This is a genomic window from Nonomuraea sp. NPDC005983, from assembly GCF_040614375.1.
GTDB lineage: Bacteria > Actinomycetota > Actinomycetes > Streptosporangiales > Streptosporangiaceae > Nonomuraea.
Window position 1 is genome coordinate 44,780 of record NZ_JBEXUP010000015.1, and the last position, 21,545, is coordinate 66,324.

A 21,545-nucleotide genomic window follows, 5' to 3' on the forward strand; every position below is an offset into this window, starting at 1 on the left:
TATAACCTTGCCTCACAAGCGGATCTTGTGAGGCGTACGTGGCTGTCGGCGCGCTCCGCTCGGGCGATCCCGAGCGGCTAGGCGAGCACACCGTCGTGGGCAGGCTCGGCCAGGGCGGGCAGGGCGTGGTCTACCTCGCGCAGACCCCAGGCGGTGAGCGCGTGGCCATCAAGGTCATGACGGGCGACCTCGACCGGTCCTTCGACCGCGAGCTGGCCGCCGCCCGCCAGGTCGCCGAGTTCTGCACCGCCCGCGTGATCGCCGCCGACCTCGACCACGACCCGCCCTACGTGGTCAGCGAGTACATCGACGGCCCGTCGCTGGCGGCGGTCGGCCCGCTGGGCGGCGCGGCGCTGATCCGGCTGGCCATCGGCACGGCCACCGCCCTGACCGCCATCCACCGGGCCGGCGTGGTGCACCGGGATTTCAAGCCCGCCAACGTGCTGATGGCGCCCGACGGGCCGCGCGTCATCGACTTCGGCATCGCCCGGCTGTCGGGGCTCACCGCCTCCCACAGCGAACTGGCCGGCACGCCCCGGTACATGGCCCCGGAACAGTTCGGCGACGGGCCGGTGGGCGCGCCCGCCGACATGTTCGCGTGGGGTTCGACGATGGTGTTCGCCGCGTCCGGGCGCCCGCCGTTCCGCGGCGACAGCATCGCCGCGGTGGCCTACCGGATCCTGCAGGCCGAGCCCGACCTGGGCGACCTCACCCCGCCGCTGCGCGGGCTGGTCGCGCGCTGCCTGGCCAAGGACCCTGCCGTCCGGCCCACCGCCCGCGACGTGCTCCTCGAACTGGTCGGCGAACACGGGACGGCCGAGCTGGACCTGAGCACCGTGGAGGCGGGCCTGCCCCGGGTGTCGCGCAGGGGCGTGCTGATCGGGGCCGGGGCCGTGTTGGCCGCCGCGGCGACGAGCGGGGTGCTGCTGTGGTGGAGGGCCGCCGCGGGCACGAGCGCGTCGCCGGTTGCCTCGGGAAGCCCGGCGGCGGTGACCGCGTCCCCCTCAGGTCCGGCGGCGGAGCCGCGCGCGCTCATGGCGGCGTTACAGGCGGCGCTCGGCGCCACGCCGATGGCCGACCTCACCTACGAGGGAGGGCTGTCGCAGAGCGACTTCCACGCCGACGCCAAGGGGAGGCTCGTCTACGACCTCGGCGCGGGGTCCGGGGCGAACGCGGTGAGCTACGAACTGTCCGTTCTCACGCCCGCCACCGGCGACAAGCGGGTCAGCGCCGTCGTCATCCGCCAGGGCGCCGACTACGGCATCTACATCAACGGCCGCAAGACGAAGGAGCGCGATCCGTCCGAGATCGTGACCCACGTCCGGCTCATCGAGATGATGGCCTCGGTCGCGGTGATCACCGAACTGGTCGCGCTGACGCCCGCCGTGCGCCGCTCGGGACGCGTCTACACCGGCTCGCTCGACACCGTGACGACTCCGCAGACCCTGCAGGACATCCTCATGGAGATCGCCGGCGGCTGGACGCAGAAGGAGCTGGCGAAGACGACCCTGAACTGGAAGGTCGAGCTGGACTCCCAGGACCGCCCCGTGTCGTACCTGCTCGTCTGGAGGTATCCGATCCAGGGCGACATGCTGAGCTCCACCTGGGAGACCCGCTACAGCCACTGGCGGTCAGGGACGATCACCGCGCCTCAGTAGGTCTTCTGGGTCTGGACGTTGAAGTCGTCCATCTTGACCTGCTTGGCCGGGTCGGTCAGCGGGTCGTCGATCCTGATCACGTCCAGGCCCTCGCGCATGTCGCTGGAGTAGATGTAGCCGTTGTAGTAGTACGCCGACCACGAGCCCGCCGCGCCGCCCGTGAACGGCCCGCGGTCGAAGTAGCCGATCTCTCTGGGGTTGCTGGAGTCGGTGAAGTCCCAGATCGACACGCCGCCCTGGTACCACGACTGGACCATGACGTCCTTGCCCTTGACCGGGATCAGCGAGCCGTTGTGGGCGACGCAGTTCTCCTTCTCCTGCTGCTCGCGCGGGATCTTGAAGTAGCCCCGGAGCTCCAGCCGGTCGTCGACCAGGTCGTAGATCGCGTCGGCGCCCTTGGTCGGGGGTGTCCTGCGGTCGCAGGTCGGGGCCGAGCCGCCGCCCAGCTCGTCGCTGAAGACGACCTTGGTGGCGTCGTTGTTGAACGTGGCGGAGTGCCAGATCTGGAAGTTCTCCGTGTCGCGGACCTGTTGCAGCACCTTGGGGTTGACCGGGTCGGAGATGTCGAGCAGGAAGCCGTCGCCGAAGCAGGCGGCGGCGGCGAGGTGCTTCTCGGGGAAGGCGGTGATGTCGTGGCAGCCGGTGCCCTGCTGCGGGCGATCCGCCATCAGCGGAGGCTTGGCCACGACCTTCGCCGCCTTGGGGTTCTTGGTGGGGATCTCCACGATCTGCAGGAGCTCGTGCGGCGGCGGGCAGGTCACCGAATCCGGCTCGGGGCCGGGGGAGGAGACGTAGACGTAGAGGTTCTCGCCGTCGGGCCCCCCGTCCGGCACCATCGTGTGCGTGTGCGACCCGCAGTCGGTGGCGACGGCCGCGACGTACTTGGGGCTCGTCTTGTCGCTGATGTCGAAGATCCGCAGGCCCTCCCAGACCCGCTCCTTCGTCGTGGACGTGCAGGTCTCGTCGCTTCGCGGCTCGTCGATCGAGAGGATCAGCAGGTCGCCGTAGACGGAGACGTCGTTCTGCTGGGCCGGGCAGGCCACCTGGCTGACCGTCTTGGGCTTGGTCGGGTCGCTGATGTCGTAGATCGCGAAGCCGCCGAAGTTGCCGACGAACGCGTAGTCGCCCTGGAAGGCCAGGTCGGTGTTCCAGTTCATCTCCCCGGCCAGCGGGGCTGCGCGGGGCACGTGGGCGACCTGAGTCACGTTGGCGCTCGTCATGACGTTCCCTGCGGCTCCCGGGGTGGCCGCCAGGCCCGGCTCCGCCGTGCCCTTCCCGGGTTCGGACGTCCCGGCTCTCGGTGCCGTGACGGCGCACGCGGACACGAGCATGAGCAACACGCATGCCACCGCCCCTCCGAGTTTGGCAGCGTTCACGCGTGTCCCCCGTATCGTTTTGACTCAGTATGGAAGCTATGTCAGCGAAGAGTCCGGCGCGCGTGTTCTTGGTCGCCCTTCTGGCGTCGCTGGCCCTCGCGGGCTGCGCCGAGGAACCCGAGCAGCCACAGGCCGTGGGCACCGGCGCACCAGTGATCGTCCCACAGGGTCCGGGCACTTCGGCCAGGACGGCCACCCCGGGGGAGCGGGTGGGGGAACAGCCGCCGGGGCCGGTGGCGGCCGACGTCCGGTTCGCCGAAGCCATGATCCCGCACCACCGGCAGGCGCTGGAAATGACCGGCATGGTCAAGGATCGCACCACAAATGCGGAGATCAGGCGCTATGCCGAACAGATCGCCGTGGCCCAGCAGCCGGAGATCAAGCTGATGACCGACTGGCTGGGCGAGCTCGGCCGCTCAGCGCCGGCCGGTCACGCCCACGCCCAGACGGGCGACGGCATGGCCGACGAGCAGGAGCTGAACCAGCTGGGCGCGGCGAGGGGCGCCGCGTTCGACCGGCTGTTCCTCACCCTGATGATCAGGCACCACGGGGGAGCGGTGCGGATGGCGGGCGAGGAACTCAAGGCAGGCCAGGACCAGCGCATGCGCCTGATGGCGAAGGACGTCTACTCGGGCCAGAGCATCGAGATCAGCAGAATGCGCGCCACCCTGGACTCACTGCCGGGGTGACACGCGCTGGTTCAGGACGGCCAGAGCATGTTGGTGAGCTCGGCGTCCAGATCCATGAAGTCGGTCTCGCGACCGGCCGGCACCTTCTCGTACGTCCGGTGCAGGAACTCCGTCAGCGGGGCCAGCGGCACCTCGAAGAGAGCCTGACCGAACGGTGAGGTCAGGCTGATATGGAGGGTGCGCTCGCCGTCGGCGCGCGCAGGCCAGACCTGCACGTCGCCGTCGCCGACACGTCTCACGATGCCAACGGTCAGAAGTTCCCTGGCGAAGATCCACTCGACCGGTTCGTCGTTCCCTACGTGGAAGGCCATGCGTATGGCATACGGGTCGTCGGCTGTATAGCTCAGCCCGGCAAGGAGGGGGACGGTAGTACGGTCGGGGACCACAAGCCGAAGGCCAAGCTCGGCGGAGACGGTGGTGCTGTTCATCGTCAGCCAAACCTTTTCGTCGTAGGTCCCCACACGGGGCTTTCACTGCTCTGACGGACTTCGTCCTGAGCTATGACGCGGAACGAAGAAACCTGTAGGAAAGATTCCGCTCCAAGGCCCTTCTGTAACGCACATCACAGCTGGACATTTGGGCAACTACCTGGCTAAACGGCATCAATCGGGTCGTATTTGCAAGGGTTTTGCGAGTTGTGGAGCCTGTCTCGGCGGGCCGACCAAGAACGTTTCCTACTAAAGATCACGATCGGCACCTTCCGGGACACGACGATGGTATGACAACGAGCAGCCACACCGACGGGCAACCGCCCCCTTTCCCCCCGATTCCCCACCGGCCTTCGTCGCTACCCCCCGGATCGGGAGATCGTCGCTTCGCCAGGACCCCCCGAAGTGCGGTATGGTTTTCCCCGTCGGCACCGCGAGGGCCGCACAGGGCGGGCGATTAGCTCAGCGGGAGAGCGCTTCGTTCACACCGAAGAGGTCACTGGTTCGATCCCAGTATCGCCCACCATGTCAGAGGCCGTCTCCCATGCGGGAGAGGGCCTCTTGTCATGTCCGGGACCTTTCTCGCGCCCTGCGACTCTCGTGCCCTACGACGGGAACCAGTCCACGATCGGGTACCACGGGATGATCCCCCGTCCGGCGAGCAGTCGTACGTCCCAGTAGAGGAAGGTGAAGGCGCCCGCGACGATGAGGGCCGAGGCCGTCAGGACGGCGACCCGGCTCGGCTTCGCGGCCAGCCACCGCTGCGGCCGACCATTTGCGACGACGGTCAGGGCGAGGAACAGCACCGACATGATGACGATGTTCCCGAGCGACTGCAGGCTGAAGGCGACCGCGCCGTAGAGCGGGTTCCCGCTGTCGGCCGCATCGCGGAACATCTGCCGGAACAGGGGGAAGGGGCGCCCGATCAGGAATCCGCCGATCAACGCGCCCATGAAGACCATAGGGACGTTCGGGAAGCGCGCGGCGATCCGGGCGAAGGGGTCGGGCACGATGCCGAGCGCCGCGAGGCCCAGGTACAGCATCACGAGCCCGATCACTCCGAAGACGGCCATCGACTGGATGCTGCGCGGCGAAAGGCTTCCGGCGACGTTCTGGGCGGTCGAGAACTGCGGCATGCGGGTGCCGACCAGCCCGACGATCGCGCCGTATGTGGCGGAGACCACGAGCATGCCGACCGACAGCCAGCCCAGCGGCTTCAGCGTGCGCAGCAGCCGCCCCCAGCGGCTGCCGCCGGCGCCGAGCAGGGGCGCCACCGCGCTGAGCGCGGCGACGTTGCAGGCGGTGAACGTGCCGGCCAGCCCGGAAACGAACGCGAACGTGATGCCCGCAGCCATTCCCGCGATCGGTGTCGCCTTCGCGTCGTGCCCGAGCAGCGCGTTGGCGACGCTGTCGCCGATCTCCTGGTCGACGAACTGCGCCGACCAGAAGACGGTCAGCAGGAAGCCTCCGAGCGCGCTGAGCAGCACGACCAGCCAGCGCCTGCGAGGGAAGGCGCCGTTGACGAAGGTGGACGTCGCGGGGGCGGGATGAAGGGCCTCGCGGTCGGGCATGCTCCTTGGACGTGCCATCGTGATCTCCTCCGGCGAGGGGGTGGTCCGCAGTCGCGCCCGGCGCTGCGGCGAGATGGCGGCCGGAGTGCGGTGTCGCGGCAGTTCACCCACAGGATGAGGCTGTTCACGCGACGGGGCTTCTGTCGGAATGCGCACTCCGCGGAGCGAGCCGCCTCACCGCGTAGACGAGCAGTGAGAGGCCCGCGGCGAGCAGCAGCGCGGTGAACACCCACTCGTTGGAGCCCCCGGGGCCGTATACGCGGCTCGACCGGCCGACGTCGAAAGCCTTGGTCTGCTGGCCGACGTGGAGCGTGTCCCTGTCGCTGCCGTACAGGGAGACCTGCCGCCGCTCCCCGCTGTCCGCGCGGAAGTCGCCCAGCCAGGTGCACTGCTCGTGCGGGCCGTGATAGACGCAGTCGAGCCTCTCCGCCGTGAAGACGCCAGGCGTCCCGTCCGTCCGGGCGGCCCGGATGGCGGGCATGACACTCGGCACTGCGAGGAAGAGAAGAAAGCCCGCAACGAGCCCCAAGACTGCGAAGAACCACGGCGAACTCTCGCGTCGCGCATGTGGACGGATCACCACACAATTGTGATGATCGGGGCGGCGAAGTTCTTCTTCCAACGTGCTCGACCGTGAACGCTTGCGGCTCCTGGCAAGGCACGCCCGGGACCGGGTCCCCGTCGGCTCCGCTTCAGTTGAAGGCCTGCGCAAAGGCCTGACCAGAGGCCGGCGTACGGCCTCTGGTCAGGTGGCTCGGATGAGTGCCCGGCGCTACCGTGCGCAGCCGGCGAGTTCGGGCCGGGGCGGCGTGGTGTTCTCGGTGCCGAAGAAGAGGCCTGCGCAATCGACCAGGAAGCTCGGATTCTCCTCGGGGACGAAATGCCCGGAGTCGGGTGCCACCGCCGCGCGAACGTCGTCGGCGACCTTGCGGAAGGAGTCGGCGACGCCGGGCCCGAACGAATACTGCCCACCGATCCCCAGCACTGGCATGGGCAGCCGCTTCGCCGCGTTGGCCTTGTTGTTCTCCGCGTCCCCGGCGAACGCCCGGTAGTACCCGTACCCCGCGGTCCGCCTGGCCGGGTCCGCATAGGCCGCGTAGAAGGGCTCGCGATCCACGGCGTCCCGGCGGTAACTGAAGTCGAACATCATGCCGAGGTAGGTCGGGACGTCGTCGTTGTCCATGATCTGCTCGGGAATCGGCGCTGGGGAGGAGTTGAACCGGAAGTGCCAGCTCAACCCGTACAGCTCCTCAAGACCGAAGCCGGCCAGCGGCGTCTCGATCGCGGCGAGCCGGGTCACCTCGGTCGGGAAGTCGCGTGCGTAGGGGTATGCGACCAGGGCGCCGAGGTCGTGGCCGAGCAGCGCCACCTGGTTGAAGCCCAGACGTTTGACGGCCTGGTGAATCCGCTGTGCGGTGGTGACCTTGTCGTAGCCGCCGGTCGGTATGGAGGAGTCTCCCAGCCCCGGCAGGTCGAACGCGATCACGGTGTGCTTGCGGGCGAGCTCGGGCATCACTTGACGCCATATCAACCACGTCTGCGGCCAACCGTGCAGGAGCACGATGGCCGGGCCCGACCCGCCGATGACGTAGTGGAGGGTGCCGCCGTCCACGGCGACCTTCCCATGCGTGAACCCGGGGGCGAAGAGCGCCGGGCCGGTCGAGGGCTCTTTGGGCGTTCCGCTGGCGTCGGCGCCGGCGGTCATGGTGAACAGGGCCACCAGGGCGACAAACACGCTGATGGCGGCTCGCCCCAGTCTCGTGACGCGCAGCCTTGGTCTCGGTGCTTGTACGGTAACGCGCGCGGTTGTTTCCTCTAGCGGCATGTCCAGTTCCCTTTCCATGAGCAGAGAACCACGTGACCATCCAGCTTTCGGCGGCATGAGCTCACTTCCGCAATGCGCCCATTACCGGTCGGCGCGCACCACCAACACCAAGGCTGGGGGGTGGCAGCAGCGGAGGCCGCCGGTCGCTTGGCGTCATGTGTCCGAGTGAATCCTGCACGACCGGAGATCTTGCCGTCTTCTTCGATCGTGCTCTCTGCCGGGCCTGCGGACCCACCACGACGTCTCAGTCCATGAGACGGGAGCGCCTCCCCAGAAGACTCCGTAATCCGGATCGGCGGCCTTCTCAGGGCCTGCTATTTCCCTGAGGTCGGCCTCGGCGTGACAATCGGCGATGAGAAACTGATCGCGCGTTCACCAGGTTGCGGTTAGAGCTTCTAACAATGTGCGAGGTCGACGTTCCTCGGGGCGCGACTGAGATCATTGTGCGCGGACTTGACGTACGGTTGCGGCGGAGCACGTTGATGGTCAACGCCGAGCCCTCACCTTCGGAGCAGCGATGACGGAGACCGCCGAATCCCCGCAGCCAGCCCCCTTCGACGCCGTCCGCCCGCTGGTGGGGGTGGAGGAGGAGTACCTGGTCGTCGACCCCCTGACGCGCGAGGTGTCTCCGCAGGCCGCAGAGGTGATCGCGCAGGCCGCGAAGGAGCTGGGGGAGCGGACGAGCACCGAGATCACCCGGTTCCAGGTGGAGGCCAAGACGCCGCCGCGCGCCGACCTGTCCGACCTGGAAGAACAGGTGCGGCGCATGCGCGCGGCCACGGCGGCGGCGGCCCGGGAGCGCGGGCTGGCGGTGGTGGCCTCGGGCACCCCGGTGCTGGGCGACGTCGTCCCGCCGCTGATCACCGATCACCCCCGGTACGAGATCGGGATCGCGACCTACCGATCGCTCCACGACGAGCAGGCCATCTGCGCCGGGCACGTCCACGTGCACCTGCCCGACCGGGAGAAGGCGGTGCTCGTCTCCAACCATCTGCGGCCGTGGCTGCCCGTCCTGATCGCGATGACGGCCAACTCCCCGATGTGGACCGGCCGTGACACCGGCTACGCGAGCTGGCGCACGCTCTGCTGGACCAAGTGGCCGGTCGCGGGGCCCCCGCCGTACTTCTCCTCGCTGGCCGAGTTCGACGAGCTGGTCGGCAGGCTGACCGAGGTGGGCGCGCTGGTGGACCCGGGAACGATCTTCTGGGACGTCCGGCCGTCCTCCCGGCTGCCGACGCTGGAGATCCGGGTGACCGACGTGCCCGCCACCGCGGAGGAGTCGGCTCTGCTCGCCGCCGTGGTGCGGGCGCTGGTGGTGACCGCGCTGGGGCGGGTCGCGGCCGGCGACCCCGGCCCACAGCTGTCGGCCGAGCTCCTGCGCGTGGCGTACTGGCGGGCCGCCCGCGACGGCCTGGACGGGTACGGCATCTCCCCTGCCACCGGCGAGCTGCTGACCGCCGGCGACCTGCTCGACGCGCTCGTCCGGCACAGCCGGCCGGCTCTGGAGGAGACCGGCGACCTGGAGATGGTGACCGAGCGGCTGGCGTGGCTGCGCGCGGCCGGCACGGGGGCGGCACGTCAGCGGGCCGCCCTCGCCGAACGGGGGCGGCCCGCCGACGTGGTCGACTATCTGGTGGAGCAGACCACGTCAGGAGTTCTCGGCTGACGCGCCGTCCCGCGGGGCCAGCTCGTGCGCCAGGAACGTGCACAGCGGCTGCACGTGCCGTACGGGATGACGCCATGCGGCGAGCAGGTCTTCCAGGAGGTGGCGTTCGGCGGCCAGGTCCCCGCGGCGCCAGTGGCGGATGACCGGATGCAGGAAGGCGCTCTCCTCGGCCCGGTCCGGGGTGGGGTGGCGCTGGATGGCGAAGACGTCGCCGTAGTCCTGGCGGCCCCACCTCAGGGTGACGGTGAAGACCTGGGCCTCGCCGGCGAATCGCTCGACCGCGTAGTCCTCGGGCAGGTCCTCGTAGTGCCGGACCTGCCGGGTGGCCGGGTCGACCACGTACGCGTCGCACAGGTACTCGAACTGGGTCCACAGCGCCGAGCTGTGGTTGACCCGGTCGAGCATCGTGCCGGCCAGCCTGTCGGGGTCGGCCGGGAGCTCCTGGTGGTCGAGCGGCGCCTGCTCGTAGCGCTCGGTGAGCAGCCTCGACATCGTCCGCAGGTTGTAGCGGAAGCCGTCGATGAACGCGGACGACGCGCGTTTGAAGTCGCGACCCTGCATCAGCGTGCCCGCGAAGTAGAGCCCGTCGACGTTGACCGACTGCCAGTCGGGGCCGAGCGCCGGGATCCGCCCGTTCGGAGCGAGCTCGGGCCGGCACGAGTCGGCGAAGGGGCCGGTGTCCATCCGGAAGCCGGTGCACCGCAACACCGCGTCGTACTCCAGCAGCGCCCGCTCGCCCTCGGCCAGGGTGTAGGTGATGGCGGCCTTGAACGTGTCATCCTCACGCCAGATCCGGTCGATGTCGCATTCGAGCACACCGTGGAGCGTCTTGAACCAGTAGCTGTCGAGCAGCGCGCCGTACTGGCCGCGCACGTCCCCGGGATGCTTGCTCGTCCAGGACAGCCGGACGGGATGCGGGCTGGCGAGATGGATGACGGCGGCGTGCGGGAGCAGGGCCTGGGCGGTCTCGAACGCCGAGTTGCCCTTGCCGATGATCAGCACCCGTTGGTCGGCGAACTCCTCCCCGCTCGTCGGCATGTCCTCATATCCGGTGGCGAGCTCGATGCCGGGGATGTCGGGGATGTTCGGCCCGCCCCAGCCGGTCGCCATGATGACGCACTCCGCGTGGAACACCTGGCCGGCGGCGTGCACGGCGAACCGTCCGCCGACCTTCTCGATCAGGTCCACCGGTGTGCGGAAACGCACGTTGAGCTTGTGCTCGCGCTGGAAGTCGGCGAGGTAGCCGACCAGGTCGTCCGCGCTCGGGAAGTACTCCTTCGAGTAGCGGGGGAACAGCAGCTCGGGCGCGTCGTTGAGCAGGGAGTTCCAGTCCCAGCGCAGCTTGATCTCGGGATCGTCCTGGGCGGTGTGCACCTTGTTCAGCGAGATCAGGCGACGGTGCCGCGGATAGCGGCGGAAGAAGGACGCCGGGGCGGCGTCACGCTCCAGGGTGAGGTAGTCGGCCCCGGCCCGCTGCAGGAAGTAGCTGAGCTGCAACCCGGCCGGCCCCGCGCCGATGATCAGATAACGGTGAGCGATGGTCGCGGTCATGGGCATCGCGGCCCCGGCTCGCCGGGCACCCCGGGCCGCTCGCGCATGGGACGTGCGCTCTGCGGCCGACGGCTGAAGGGGCCGGGAACGCCCGGCTGATCACAGCCCAGCGTGACATGCGCCATGGACACTCCTTAAGGGATGGGCGACGGAACACTTCACGCGCAGCGTGAGCGATCACCGTGGCCAAGTCAACCCTCATTTGGCGCAGATCGAGCAATAGGCGAATTATTCCCAAATTACGCGATAAAGCGGCTTTAATGGTCGCCCTTTACGGTCCCGCACCCCCTGCTAACGGGGGCGCTCAGGCCTGGCCCTGCAATTCGGTCAGTCCTGCCACATAACCGTCGGACCGCTTCGCCCGCTCGGCGTAGACGGCGGGGTCGTCCGGGGCGTAGGTGGCCAGGCCGTCCACATAACGGTTGAACATGCAGAAGGCGGCCGCGATCAGCACGGTGTCGTGGATCTCCATGTCGGTGGCCCCCAGGGCCCGGGCGGCGGCGACGTGCTGCTCGGTGACCGCATTGCCGCTCTGCTGCACCGCGCCCGCGATGTCCATCAGCGCCCGGATCTTCCCGGAGACCGGCGCCGCGCTCAGGTTGACGCAGGCCTGCTCCACCAGCGGCATGCCCTCGTCGAGGTGGGCGGCGGCGATCGCCGCGTGGGTGGAGAAGCAGAACCGGCATTCGTTCAGCGACGACACGTATGCCGCGATCAGCTCCCGTTCTCCGCGGGACAGGGAGCTCTCTCCGCACAGCAGTACCTCCACCAGTTCGTTCAACGGGCGGGCGGTCTCCGGACGATACAGAAAAAGACTGCGAATTCCCGGTTCGTCGGAGTTAAGGGAGATAAAAGCCATGAGTACCCCTTCGTGGAAGTTTGGATACTTATAGCGTTGGTCTTTCGTTTCTCCGCCGCATCTTGTGGTGTGTGTTAGGTCGGGGCCTCCGACGGCCCGAACTCAGGTACGGCCACGGCACCCGCACCGCCCGCGTCGGCGCGCACGCCGCTCAGCCGAGGCGCCCCTCGCGGCCACCGGGAGCGCCTCGCAACGATGCTCAGGACGCAAGACCTGGCCGGCCCTCGGCGGGGAGGGCGTGAGCGGGGCGGGAGGTCACTACGGGACGTAGTCGAAGGTGTCCGGATGCGGCCCGCGGCGGCCCGCCTCACCCTGGTCGAGTGAGTTGATCGCCTCGACCTCCTCCGCGGACAGGGAGAAGCCGAACAGGTCGAGGTTCTCCTCCATCCGCTTGCGCGACGTCGTCTTCGGGAAGACGACGTCCCCGCGCTGGATATGCCAGCGCAGCGTGACCTGCGAGATGGTCTTGCCGTGGGCGGCGGCGATCTTGCCGAGCAGTTCGTTGCCGAGCACCGCGCCCTGCCCGAGCGGCCCCCACGCCTCAACCGCGATGCCGTGCCGGCGCGAGGCCTCGCGGACGGTGTCGTTGGCGAAGTACGGGTGCGCCTCGATCTGGTTCACCGCGGGCACCAGCCCGGTATCGGCGATGACGCGGTCCAGGTGCGCGGGCTCGAAGTTCGACACGCCCGCCGTGCGCAGCCGGCCGTCGGCGACCAGGTCGGTGACGGCCTTCCAGGTCGAGACGTAGTCGCCGTCGTAGCGCGTGGGCAGCGGCCAGTGGATCAGGAAGAAGTCGAGCCGGTCCAGGCCGAGCCTCTCCAGGGTCTTGTCGAAGGAACGGCGCACGTCGTCCGGACGGTGGTCGCCGGTACTGAGCTTGCTGGTGACGTACAGCTCCTCGCGCGGGATGCCGGATGCGGCGATGGCGGTGCCGACTCCCTGCTCGTTGCCGTACAACTGCCCGGTGTCGATGTGCCGGTAACCCGCCTGGAGCGCCTGGCCGACGACGTCGGCGGTCTGGTCCAGTGGGATGAGGGCCGTCCCGAAGCCGAGCTGCGGGAGGGTGCTCTGGTCGTTGAGAGTGATCATCGGAACCATGACCTCCACCGTAGACGCGGGAGCCCAGGCCAGAAAGTCCCCGACAGCCCCCTGCGGTCGCTCTGCGCCCCCGGCGCGAGTGCGCTGTGCGCCACGCCGACAACGTCACCATCGCCCGCGATCGACGTCAGCACGGCTACGGCCATCGGCGCCGCGGGCGGGCGGCGTGGCCGGTGAATATCGCAATCGAGAAGAAGGCGCCGACCGGGCCGAGCGGTAACGTGCCGCTGGAAAAGCGCCGAGCCTTTCCTCAGCGCTCGTGGATCGAGACAAGAGGAGGGGTCGGATGCCATCGAACCAGACTCGCGGCACCCGGCCGGTCGCCCGGCTGCTGTGCGTCGTCGCCGCGGGCGCGGTCATCGTCGGCACCATGGGCGCCGGTGTGTTCACGCCGGCGACGGCGGACACTCCGGGTGAGAACGGCCTCGCGCCGACGTGGTCGGCACCCAACGGGAACAAGGCGAACACCCGACGCGTCCGCAGTCCGATCGACTCCAGGTCGGTGTCGCGCCTCGGCGTCGCCTGGTCGGTGCCGATCAAAGCGCCTTCGGACCGCTGGGCCGGCTCCTACGCGACGACTCCCGTCGTGGCAGACGGCGTCGTGTACACGCAGGATCTCGGCTCGAACGTCTACGCGATCGAGCTGCGCACCGGCCGGCTGCTGTGGACGAAGATGTACAACTCGCCCAGCAGCGGCCCCAACGGCGTGAACGTCGGCGACGGCAGGGTGTACGGCGCGACCGTCACGTCCGCGTTCGCGCTCGACGCGCGGACGGGTGCGGAGATCTGGAGCAAGCCACTCGTACGCAACAAGAACGAGGGCATCGACATGGCCCCCGGCTTCAACGACCACACCGTCTACGTGTCCACGGTCCCCGGCAACCCCGACACCTTCTTCTCAGGCGACGCCGTCGGCGTGCTCTGGGCGCTGGACGCCGGTACCGGCCGTGCCAAGTGGAAGTGGGACACGGTCCCGACCGACCTCTGGGGCAAGCCGGAGATCAACTCCGGCGGTGGACTGTGGCATCCGCCCGGCTTCGACGCGAAGGGCGACCTCTACGTCTCCATCGGCAACCCGGGGCCCTTCCTCGGCACGGAGGAGTACCCGTGGGGCTCAAGCCGGCCGGGCCCGAATCTCTACACCAACTCCCTCGTCAAACTCGACCGGACGACGGGCAGGCCGCTGTGGTACCAGCAGCCGCTTCCCCACGACATCTACGACTGGGACCTGCAGAACTCCCCGGTCCTGACCCGTGTGGGCGACAGGCCGACGGTGCTCGCCTCGGGCAAGCTGGGCTACGTCTACGCCTACGACCAGCGCACCGGCGAGCTGCTGTGGAAGACACCGGTGGGCAAGCACAACGGGCATGACGACGACAACCTGCTCGCCCTCAGGGGCGAGTACTCGAAGCTGCCGCAGATGCCGTTCACGGTCTATCCCGGCGTGCTCGGCGGCATTCCGGCGCCGATCGCCGTGGACGACACGACCGTGTACGCCGCGGTGAACAACTACGCCGCGAAGTGGACGAACCAGGTTGTGCCCGACTTTCCGCCGTTCGACGAGGCGACGGGTGAGCTGGTCGCGATCGACCTGGCCACCGGCGCGATCAAGTGGACGCACCCGTTCGGCCAGTCACCGTACGGCGCGGCGACGGTGTCCAACGACCTCGTCTTCACCACGACGTTCGACGGAACGGTTCACGCGCTGAACACCAGGACGGGCCAGGAGGTCTGGCAGGCGAAGCTGCCGGCCACGTCGAACTCGCCGGTGGCGGTCCAGGGGGACACCCTGCTCGCGGCCGGTGGCTGGCCGCAACTCCCCGGCGAGAAGGCCGAGATCGTCGCCTACCGCCTCGACGCGACCGGCCTCTCCCAGAGCACCGCGAGCACATCGCCCCCTACGTCCGGGACGCGCTGATGCTCCCCGGCGCGTAGGGCGGTCCCCACCGGCGCAGCGGCTGCACCGAACGAACTACCCGTACGAGGGGGAGGAGGCGCACGCGCACACCATGTTCGCGCGCTCCGACTCTCGCGGACGGCGGTGCAGGATCATCGCCACCACCATCGGGACGAAGACGACCGCGTTGTAGAACAGGTGCAGCTCCATGCGCGGGAAGACGAGCTGCAGAATGCTGGTCGGCGCCGGGCGGCCGAGAAGGTTGTGATGCGTCAGCGCCTGCAGGAGCAGGAGCAGGTGCTCGAAGTGGTGCCATATCTGGATGCCCAGCGAAATGTTCCACCAGGTACGGGCCCGGCCGGTGAAACCTCTACGGAGCGCGACGAGCCCGACGAGCATGAGCAGGGCGTAGCCGTAGTGCATCCACTCGGACCTCACCAGCCAGGGGAAGAACTCCCCGAGCACGCCGAGCGCGTCGGGCAGCGGCCAGCCGAGCACGTAGACCTGGATGGCCTGCGCGACGTGCTCGGCCCAGTGGGCCACCACGACCACCAGGAAAATGTTGAGGCCGATTCTGTGGTACCGCCCGTTAAGTGATCCGATTCGTTGCGGATGATTATGCGCGGCAGCCGCTCCAGCAGCCATGGGAAACCTCCGTATCGGGACTGCCCGAAATTTCCTTTAGCTGACCAAATCTGGCTTAATTTAGCAGCTCAGTCCGCACAGTGGTTTCTTTGGAATTGCTTTGTCTGCTCGCGTCGGCACAACCGGAGAAGACATGGGGATCTCCGTACGGGCACGCTTGAGCGATGACTCCCGCCCATGATCCCCATTTAGCGAGGTATCTGTAATGCTGGCTGACCAGCAGTCCAGTACGCCGGAAGCACTCCGAGAGCCCTCCGAAAGGGAGGAACCGCGGACGATGGCCTCGCTACGCGAGCGGCACGGCCGGCTTCGTCACGAGATCGCCGCCGGGTCGCGCGACGCGGTGGCCAGGCAGCGGGCGCTCGGCAAGCGGACCGCCCGCGAGCGGCTCGACCTCCTGCTGGACGACGGGTCGTTCGTCGAGGTCGAGATGTACCGCCGCCACCAGGCCCACGGAATGAAGCTCGGCGAGAACCGGCCGTACACCGACGGCGTGATCGCGGGCTCCGGCACGATCGACGGCCGCAGGGTCTTCGTGTACGCCCAGGACTTCACGGTGTTCGGCGGCTCGCTGGGCCAGGCGCACGCCGCGAAGATTCACAAGGTCATGGACCTGGCGATCGCTGCCGGAGCCCCCGTCATCGGGCTCAACGACAGCGGGGGAGCGCGGATCCAGGAAGGCGTCATGTCCCTCGACGGGTACGGCGGGCTCTTCCGCCGCAACGTCCAGGCCTCTGGCGTCATCCCGCAGATCAGCGTCGTTCTCGGGCCGTGCGCCGGAGGAGCGGCCTACTCTCCGGCCCTCGCCGACTTCACCTTCATGGTCCGTGACGTGGCGAGGATGTACCTGACCGGGCCCGACGTGGTCGAGGCGGTCAGCGGTCAGCGCGTCAGCCACGAGGATCTCGGGGGCGCCGACGTCCATGGCCGTCGCACCGGAGTGGCGACGCTGGTCTACGACGACGAGGAGAGCTGTCTGGACGACGTGCGCTACCTGGTCTCCCTGCTCCCCAGCAACAACCTGGACCCGCCGCCCAGCCTGCCGTCCAGAGGGGCGGCCGCCGACCACCGTCCCTGGCTCGCCGAGATCGTCCCCGTCGAGTCGCACAAGCCGTACGACATGCGCGCGGTCATCGCTGAGCTGGTCGACGACGGGGAGTTCATCGAGGTGCACGAGATCTGGGCGCAGAACGTCGTCTGCGTCCTCGCCCGTGTCGACGGCGAGGTGGTCGGCGTGGTCGGCAACCAGCCCATGGTGCTCGCGGGTGTGCTCGACGTCGCCGCGTCGCAGAAGGCCGCCCGGTTCGTGCGGTTCTGTGATGCCTTCAACATCCCGATCGTGACGCTGGTCGACGTCCCTGGATTCCTTCCCGGCACCGACCAGGAGCACGCCGGAATCATCCGGCACGGCGCCAAGCTGCTGTACGCCTACTGCGAGGCGACCGTGCCGCGCATCCAGGTCATCCTGCGCAAAGCGTACGGCGGGGCGTACATCGTCATGGACTCGCGTTCCATCGGCAGCGACCTGTCGCTGGCGTGGCCCACCAACGAGATCGCGGTCATGGGCGCGCAGGGCGCGGTGAACGTCCTTTTCCGTAAGGAACTGGTGGCTGCCGCCGATCCGGAGGGCCTGCGGGCCGACCTGACCAGCGAGTACGCCGAGCAGCTCATGCATCCCTACTACGCGGCCGAGCGGGGCCTCGTGGACGACGTGATCGACCCGGCGGAGACCCGGGCCGCGGTCGCGCGCGGACTGGCCATGCTGAGGAACAAGCGGCAGGCGCAGCCACAACGCAAGCACGGCAACATCCCGCTGTAGTCAAGAGTTGCCGCGGTAGGCGCCGCCGGGCAAGACTGCCGGCGAGTCGACCGCCCGGAGACGTCAGGCGAACGGGGCGCCCGTTGTGATGACCTGTTCGCCCGCGGTCTCCGCAGTCATGCCTCGGTCCGTGACCGTGCCGGCCTGGTCGTCGACAGGCAGGCCGGCGACGACCGGTCAGGCGGTTGGGCCGAGGGCGTGGCGACCGCTCTTCCACGGGGGCCGGCACCTGGTACGGCCCGGAAGAGTTCTCGGCCGTGGGCCGCCCACCGGCACCGCGCCAGAGGCGCCGAACGGACATCCTCGCGGAGGCTTCGTGCTGACGAACAGCTGACGAACAGCTGACGAACACAGGAACGACGCGGCCACAGCGACGGCCGCACGGCCTGCCGAGGCGGGTGCGGCTATACGGGGAGGCCGACCGCCTTCGATGACTCCCGGTCGAGGAGGGCGGGGAGGATCGGGGGATCCACTTCCTCTATCCGCCTGAGCCGGAGGACGATGTTCGCAGGTGATTCAGGCCGTGCGGAGATCGGACCGTACACCGCGATCGACCCGATGCCGTGCCTCGGGAAGGACCGGGCCAGCACATAGCAGTCGTTGGGCGCGACGCCGCTGAGTTCGAACGGCCCGGCCTGCGGAATCATCGTGGGCAGCACGGGCAGCCCTTCGGGGATGCGGCGCGGGAAGACTCCGATGAACATGGGGTCGTCCCGTGCCTCCGGCGTGACCGTGATGACGCCACGGATGACCGCCGGCCCGATGCTCACCGGTGGCGCCGGCCGGAATCCGCCGTTCTGCCGATAGTCCACCGGCGCCATCCCGACCATGCTCTTGAACCTGGAGCTGAACGTTCCCACCGCGGAATAGCCCACTATGTGGCAAATTTCTGTCACGCTGTGCGACGTTTCCAGCAGGAGTCGCTTGGCTTTCTGCAGGCGGAGAGCGGAAAGGAACCGTCCCGGCGAAACTCCGGTTGCCCGTTGGAAAATGCGAGAGAAGTGGAACTTGCTGAACCTGGCGACGTGCGCCATGTCATCGACCGTTACCTCTTCGCTCAGATTCTCATGGAGCATTGCGATGACGGCTTTAATGGATTCTTCACTCACCGTGTCCATCTCACCGTGTCCATCTCAGCCTCCGTCCTGGCTGTGTCAACGGGTGGAAGCTCGTGCAACGGAGTCTAGTATGCACCTTTTGTCGTGTTCTATAGAGAGATTCACGAGCCGGGTGTGAAAAATTCACATATGGAATCGTGAATCTATAACTTTTCCCGTCGTAGCGGCTGACGCACAATCCTGGTTGTCATAGCCGACGAAATCCGAGGAGCCGGCACATGGCCGCTGTCAACACGCGTGCAGACAAGATCAAGGAACAGGACTGGCGGTTCGCCGAGCTGGTCATGCGTGCGTGGACCGAACCGCGGCTCGCGGACGACTATCGCGCAGATCCGGTAGGCACGCTGGCCCGGTTCGGCATTTTCGTCCGTAGCGAGGAAGAGGCGCCCGAACTCCGGATGGGGTTCATGGATGAGGTCTCCATCAGAGTCGAGGACCTCGACCACCCGAGCGAACAGGTCATGGCCATCCCGTCGTTCAGGTGAATGCCTGACGCGGCGCGATGGACGCCAGGCGCACCGCAGACCCGTGTATCACCTTCAGGCGCCATGTACGGGTTGAGCTGACTTCCGGAGGATCGGTCTATCTCGTCTCCCCCTCCGGGACGTTCGCCCTGTCGGGGACGCACGCGCACGCGGTCGCCACCCTGCTCGACGGCACCAGGACCTTGGCCGAAGTGCGGGAAGCCCTCGCACCCACGTGCTCGTCCGAAGAGCTCGGCCAGATGCTCGGCCGGCTTTCGAAGGCGAACCTCATCGGCTTCCGCCACTCCTCGCCGACGCGCGACACCGAGGCCGAGGCCTACTGGGACCTGGCCGGGCTCGACGGAGACCAGGTCGATCAGGCGAGCGTGGAGATCGTGCGTGTCGGGAAGGCCGACGCGGAGCAGGTCGAGGACGCCTGCCGGGCGATGGGGCTGAGCAGGGGAGACGGCGTGGGCGCCGCGGATCTCTCGCTGGTCCTCTGCGACGACTACCTTGATCAGGAACTGGACGGGATCAACACGCGGCACCTCGCGCTGGGGCGAGCCTGGCTTCCCGCCGTCACCTCCGGCGCCGTTCACTGGATCGGCCCGGTCTTCGATCCGAAGGTGGGGCCGTGCTGGTCCTGCCTGGCCGGCCGGTTGCGTGAGCACCGGCAGGGGGAGAGCTGCGTGCGGCGCGAGCTGGGCGGGACAGGCTCCGTCCGCCCTCCGCTGGCCTCGCTCCCCGCGACGCGCATGATCGGCATCCAGCTCGTGGTCCTGCAAGCGGCCAAGTGGCTGGCGGGGGAGCGGGACGACCTGGCCGGCGTCCTGTGGACGCTGGACACCACCACATTGGAGAGCCGGCGACACGTTGTGGAGCGTCGGCCGCAATGTCCTTCATGCGGGGATCCGACGATGGTGGCCGCTCAGGCCAGAGCGCCGATCGTCGTGCGGCCTCGGCTCAAGGCCACCTCGTCCGGGCTCGGCAACGGTCACAGGTCACTCTCCGCCGAGCAGGTGTGGCAGCGGTACGGCCACCTGGCGGATCCCGTGACGGGCGTCACGGGGGAGATCCGGCGCGACTCTCGTGCGCCCGCATTTCTGCACTCCTACCTCGCGGGACACAACCGAGCGCTGCGATCGGACCGCCTCGAAGCGGCCAGGGCGGGGCTTCGGTCGCGGAGCGGCGGCAAAGGGGCGAGCGACATCGAGGCCAAGGTGGGAGCCCTCTGCGAAGCGGTGGAGCGGTACTGCGCCTCCCGCTTCGGGGACGAGGAGACGGTGCTCGACACTCTTCGTGGTCTCGGCCCCCAGGCCCTGCATCCCAACGACTACCAGCTCTTCCATCCTCGCCAGTTCGGCGAGCGCGAGCGCTGGAACGCGTCCGCCACGTCGTTCCACCAGGTGCCGGAGCCCTTCGACGAAACGGCGGTTGTGGAATGGACGCCGGTGTGGTCGCTGACGACAGGCCGGCACCGCTTTCTCCCCACCGACGTGCTCTATTTCCGCGGTGACGCGGCTCCCGCCCCGCTGTGGGCGGACTCCAACGGAAACGCCGCAGGCTCGAGCCTGGAGGACGCGATCCTCCAGGGGTTCCTTGAACTCGTGGAGCGGGACGCGGTGGCCCTGTGGTGGTACAACCGCACGCGCCAACCGGAGGTCGACCTCGCCTCGTTCGACGACGCGTGGATCATCGACCTCCGCGAACGCTACGCCGAAGCGGGCCGGCGTCTCTGGGTGCTCGATCTGACCACCGACCTGGGCATCGCGGCGATGGCGGCGATCTCCCAGCGGGTGGACAAACCGGCCGAGGACCTCATGCTCGGGTTCGGAGCTCATGTCGATCCGCATGTCGCCGTCCGGCGGGCTCTCACCGAACTCGGGCAGCTGCTGCCCGCTGTGGCCGGGGCCAAGGCCGACGGAACCGGGTACGGCGCGGCCGATCCGCACCTCCTGGACTGGTGGCAGACGGCGACGACGGCGGCGCACCCCTACCTCCTGCCCGACCCCCTGCAGCCCGCACGGCGCAGGCCCGACTATCAGTACGTGCCACGCGCCGATCTGCGCGACGACATCGACCATGTCCGCGGCCTGGTCGATCAGATGGGCTCCGAGCTCCTCGTCCTGGACCAGACGCGCCCCGACATCGGCATGCCTGTCGTGAAGGTCATCGTTCCCGGCCTCCGGCACTTCTGGGCGAGATTCGCCGAAGGCAGGCTCTACGACGTGCCGGTCCGTCTCGGCCGCCTCGAGAAGGCGACCTCGTACGACGAGCTCAACCCGATTCCGTTGTTCCTTTGACGGCATTCTCCCCGGCCTCGGGCTTTCGCCGGGAATGTGGGCGAGCGTGCCATTACCGAAATGTGCTGACCTTTTCGGCGGCCCACTATCGGGCTGGAACGTGTCTGAAATTCCGCGTGGCGGAGTGAGAGCATCAGGCAGCGGATGATGGCGTGGCAGCGGCCGGCGAGTTGTCGAAGCGGGTGGCGATCGCCGCCCGTCGCTTGAGCGTGCCGAAGCACCGTTCGACCAGGTTGCGCTGGTTGTAGCCCCAGGCTGGTGCAGCTGCGGCTTTTCGAGGATGTCGCGTCACGGCGCGCCGGTCGGCAGCCGCCCCACGATGCCGTCGATGAGCTGGCGATAATCACACCACGGACGACCTTTACCGCCTATGGCGGGCAGTAACCGCTCCATCAGCACACCGGTCTTCATCGGTAATTTTATCACGTCTCATCGAGAACAAAGATCTGACAACACCTGTCGTGATCACTTGTAAGACACGCTCTAGTCCAGTCGATCGGCCTGATATAGCCTCATCTTCGACTGAGGCTGCGCCGATTCGCCGGGGTCGGAAGGGGCAGGAATGACCAAGAGTCTCG

18 protein-coding genes and 1 tRNA gene are annotated in these 21,545 nt (G+C 68.3%); 8 read left to right on the plus strand and 11 right to left on the minus strand.

Going from position 1 to position 21,545, the window contains the following annotated elements:
* The first annotated feature begins 38 nt into the window (after window positions 1-38).
* Complete coding sequence (locus ABZ297_RS10055) at window positions 39-1,658, plus strand: serine/threonine-protein kinase (protein ID WP_355342368.1); 1,620 nt, start codon at window positions 39-41, stop codon at window positions 1,656-1,658.
* Here ABZ297_RS10055 and ABZ297_RS10060 read toward each other — a convergent pair.
* On the minus strand, window positions 1,652-2,989 hold the full coding sequence (locus tag ABZ297_RS10060) for a hypothetical protein (RefSeq protein ID WP_355342489.1): 1,338 nt from the start codon (window positions 2,987-2,989) through the stop codon (window positions 1,652-1,654). The two genes, ABZ297_RS10055 and ABZ297_RS10060, sit on opposite strands and share 7 nt — an antisense overlap.
* Window positions 2,990-3,072: 83 nt before the next feature.
* Between ABZ297_RS10060 and ABZ297_RS10065 the strand changes: the two genes are divergently transcribed.
* Window positions 3,073-3,723 carry a DUF305 domain-containing protein gene (locus ABZ297_RS10065; protein WP_355342370.1) on the plus strand — a complete coding sequence of 217 codons (651 nt, stop codon included), beginning with the start codon at window positions 3,073-3,075 and terminating at the stop codon, window positions 3,721-3,723.
* Window positions 3,724-3,734: 11 nt separating this feature from the next.
* Here ABZ297_RS10065 and ABZ297_RS10070 read toward each other — a convergent pair whose 3' ends face one another.
* Window positions 3,735-4,151 (minus strand): SsgA family sporulation/cell division regulator, encoded by a 417-nt coding sequence (locus ABZ297_RS10070; protein WP_020547189.1) that lies wholly within the window; start codon window positions 4,149-4,151, stop codon window positions 3,735-3,737.
* Window positions 4,152-4,602: 451 nt separating this feature from the next.
* On the opposite strand from ABZ297_RS10070, the gene ABZ297_RS10075 reads away from it, so the two are divergent.
* Window positions 4,603-4,677 (plus strand) — tRNA-Val (locus ABZ297_RS10075).
* Window positions 4,678-4,756: 79 nt separating this feature from the next.
* Here the strand turns inward: ABZ297_RS10075 and ABZ297_RS10080 are convergent.
* The 3 genes from ABZ297_RS10080 to ABZ297_RS10090 all read right to left on the minus strand — a co-directional run bounded on the left by ABZ297_RS10080 (window position 4,757) and on the right by ABZ297_RS10090 (window position 7,457).
* Window positions 4,757-5,833, minus strand: coding sequence for a hypothetical protein (locus tag ABZ297_RS10080; protein ID WP_355342372.1), 1,077 nt, complete (start codon window positions 5,831-5,833; stop codon window positions 4,757-4,759).
* 13 nt (window positions 5,834-5,846) lie between these two features.
* Window positions 5,847-6,215 (minus strand): hypothetical protein, encoded by a 369-nt coding sequence (locus ABZ297_RS10085; RefSeq protein ID WP_355342375.1) that lies wholly within the window; start codon window positions 6,213-6,215, stop codon window positions 5,847-5,849.
* 279 nt (window positions 6,216-6,494) lie between these two features.
* Complete coding sequence (locus tag ABZ297_RS10090; protein ID WP_355342378.1) at window positions 6,495-7,457, minus strand: alpha/beta hydrolase; 963 nt, start codon at window positions 7,455-7,457, stop codon at window positions 6,495-6,497.
* Between the two features lie 607 nt (window positions 7,458-8,064).
* Between ABZ297_RS10090 and ABZ297_RS10095 the strand changes: the two genes are divergently transcribed.
* Complete coding sequence (locus tag ABZ297_RS10095) at window positions 8,065-9,213, plus strand: glutamate--cysteine ligase (RefSeq protein ID WP_355342381.1); 1,149 nt, start codon at window positions 8,065-8,067, stop codon at window positions 9,211-9,213.
* Here the strand turns inward: ABZ297_RS10095 and ABZ297_RS10100 are convergent.
* From ABZ297_RS10100 to ABZ297_RS10110, 3 genes are all read right to left on the minus strand, one after another.
* Window positions 9,196-10,764, minus strand: a complete 1,569-nt coding sequence (locus ABZ297_RS10100; protein WP_355342384.1) for an NAD(P)-binding domain-containing protein — start codon at window positions 10,762-10,764, stop codon at window positions 9,196-9,198. The two genes, ABZ297_RS10095 and ABZ297_RS10100, sit on opposite strands and share 18 nt — an antisense overlap.
* A gap of 304 nt (window positions 10,765-11,068) precedes the next feature.
* Window positions 11,069-11,623 carry a peroxidase-related enzyme gene (locus ABZ297_RS10105; protein ID WP_355342387.1) on the minus strand — a complete coding sequence of 185 codons (555 nt, stop codon included), beginning with the start codon at window positions 11,621-11,623 and terminating at the stop codon, window positions 11,069-11,071.
* 258 nt (window positions 11,624-11,881) lie between these two features.
* The gene (locus tag ABZ297_RS10110) at window positions 11,882-12,721 is read right to left on the minus strand and encodes an aldo/keto reductase (protein ID WP_355342390.1); all 840 of its coding nucleotides are present in this window, start codon (window positions 12,719-12,721) and stop codon (window positions 11,882-11,884) included.
* A 286-nt stretch (window positions 12,722-13,007) separates the two neighbouring features.
* On the opposite strand from ABZ297_RS10110, the gene ABZ297_RS10115 reads away from it, so the two are divergent.
* Entirely contained in the window at window positions 13,008-14,639 is a 1,632-nt protein-coding gene (locus ABZ297_RS10115; protein WP_355342393.1) for a PQQ-binding-like beta-propeller repeat protein, read from the plus strand.
* A 54-nt stretch (window positions 14,640-14,693) separates the two neighbouring features.
* Here the strand turns inward: ABZ297_RS10115 and ABZ297_RS10120 are convergent, their stop codons facing one another.
* On the minus strand, window positions 14,694-15,170 hold the full coding sequence (locus tag ABZ297_RS10120) for a hypothetical protein (protein ID WP_355342396.1): 477 nt from the start codon (window positions 15,168-15,170) through the stop codon (window positions 14,694-14,696).
* A gap of 370 nt (window positions 15,171-15,540) precedes the next feature.
* On the opposite strand from ABZ297_RS10120, the gene ABZ297_RS10125 reads away from it, so the two are divergent.
* Window positions 15,541-17,082 carry an acyl-CoA carboxylase subunit beta gene (locus ABZ297_RS10125; protein ID WP_355342399.1) on the plus strand — a complete coding sequence of 514 codons (1,542 nt, stop codon included), beginning with the start codon at window positions 15,541-15,543 and terminating at the stop codon, window positions 17,080-17,082.
* A 404-nt stretch (window positions 17,083-17,486) separates the two neighbouring features.
* Here the strand turns inward: ABZ297_RS10125 and ABZ297_RS10130 are convergent, their stop codons facing one another.
* Entirely contained in the window at window positions 17,487-18,200 is a 714-nt protein-coding gene (locus tag ABZ297_RS10130) for an AraC family transcriptional regulator (RefSeq protein ID WP_355342402.1), read from the minus strand.
* A gap of 218 nt (window positions 18,201-18,418) precedes the next feature.
* Between ABZ297_RS10130 and ABZ297_RS10135 the strand changes: the two genes are divergently transcribed.
* Window positions 18,419-18,685 carry a hypothetical protein gene (locus tag ABZ297_RS10135; protein ID WP_355342405.1) on the plus strand — a complete coding sequence of 89 codons (267 nt, stop codon included), beginning with the start codon at window positions 18,419-18,421 and terminating at the stop codon, window positions 18,683-18,685.
* Window positions 18,686-18,702: 17 nt separating this feature from the next.
* Window positions 18,703-20,967 (plus strand): TOMM precursor leader peptide-binding protein, encoded by a 2,265-nt coding sequence (locus ABZ297_RS10140; protein ID WP_355342408.1) that lies wholly within the window; start codon window positions 18,703-18,705, stop codon window positions 20,965-20,967.
* Window positions 20,968-21,255: 288 nt separating this feature from the next.
* Here the strand turns inward: ABZ297_RS10140 and ABZ297_RS10145 are convergent, their stop codons facing one another.
* A complete protein-coding gene (locus ABZ297_RS10145) occupies window positions 21,256-21,378 on the minus strand; it encodes a hypothetical protein (protein ID WP_355342411.1) in 123 nt (40 codons plus the stop codon).
* Between the last annotated feature and the right edge of the window lie 167 nt (window positions 21,379-21,545).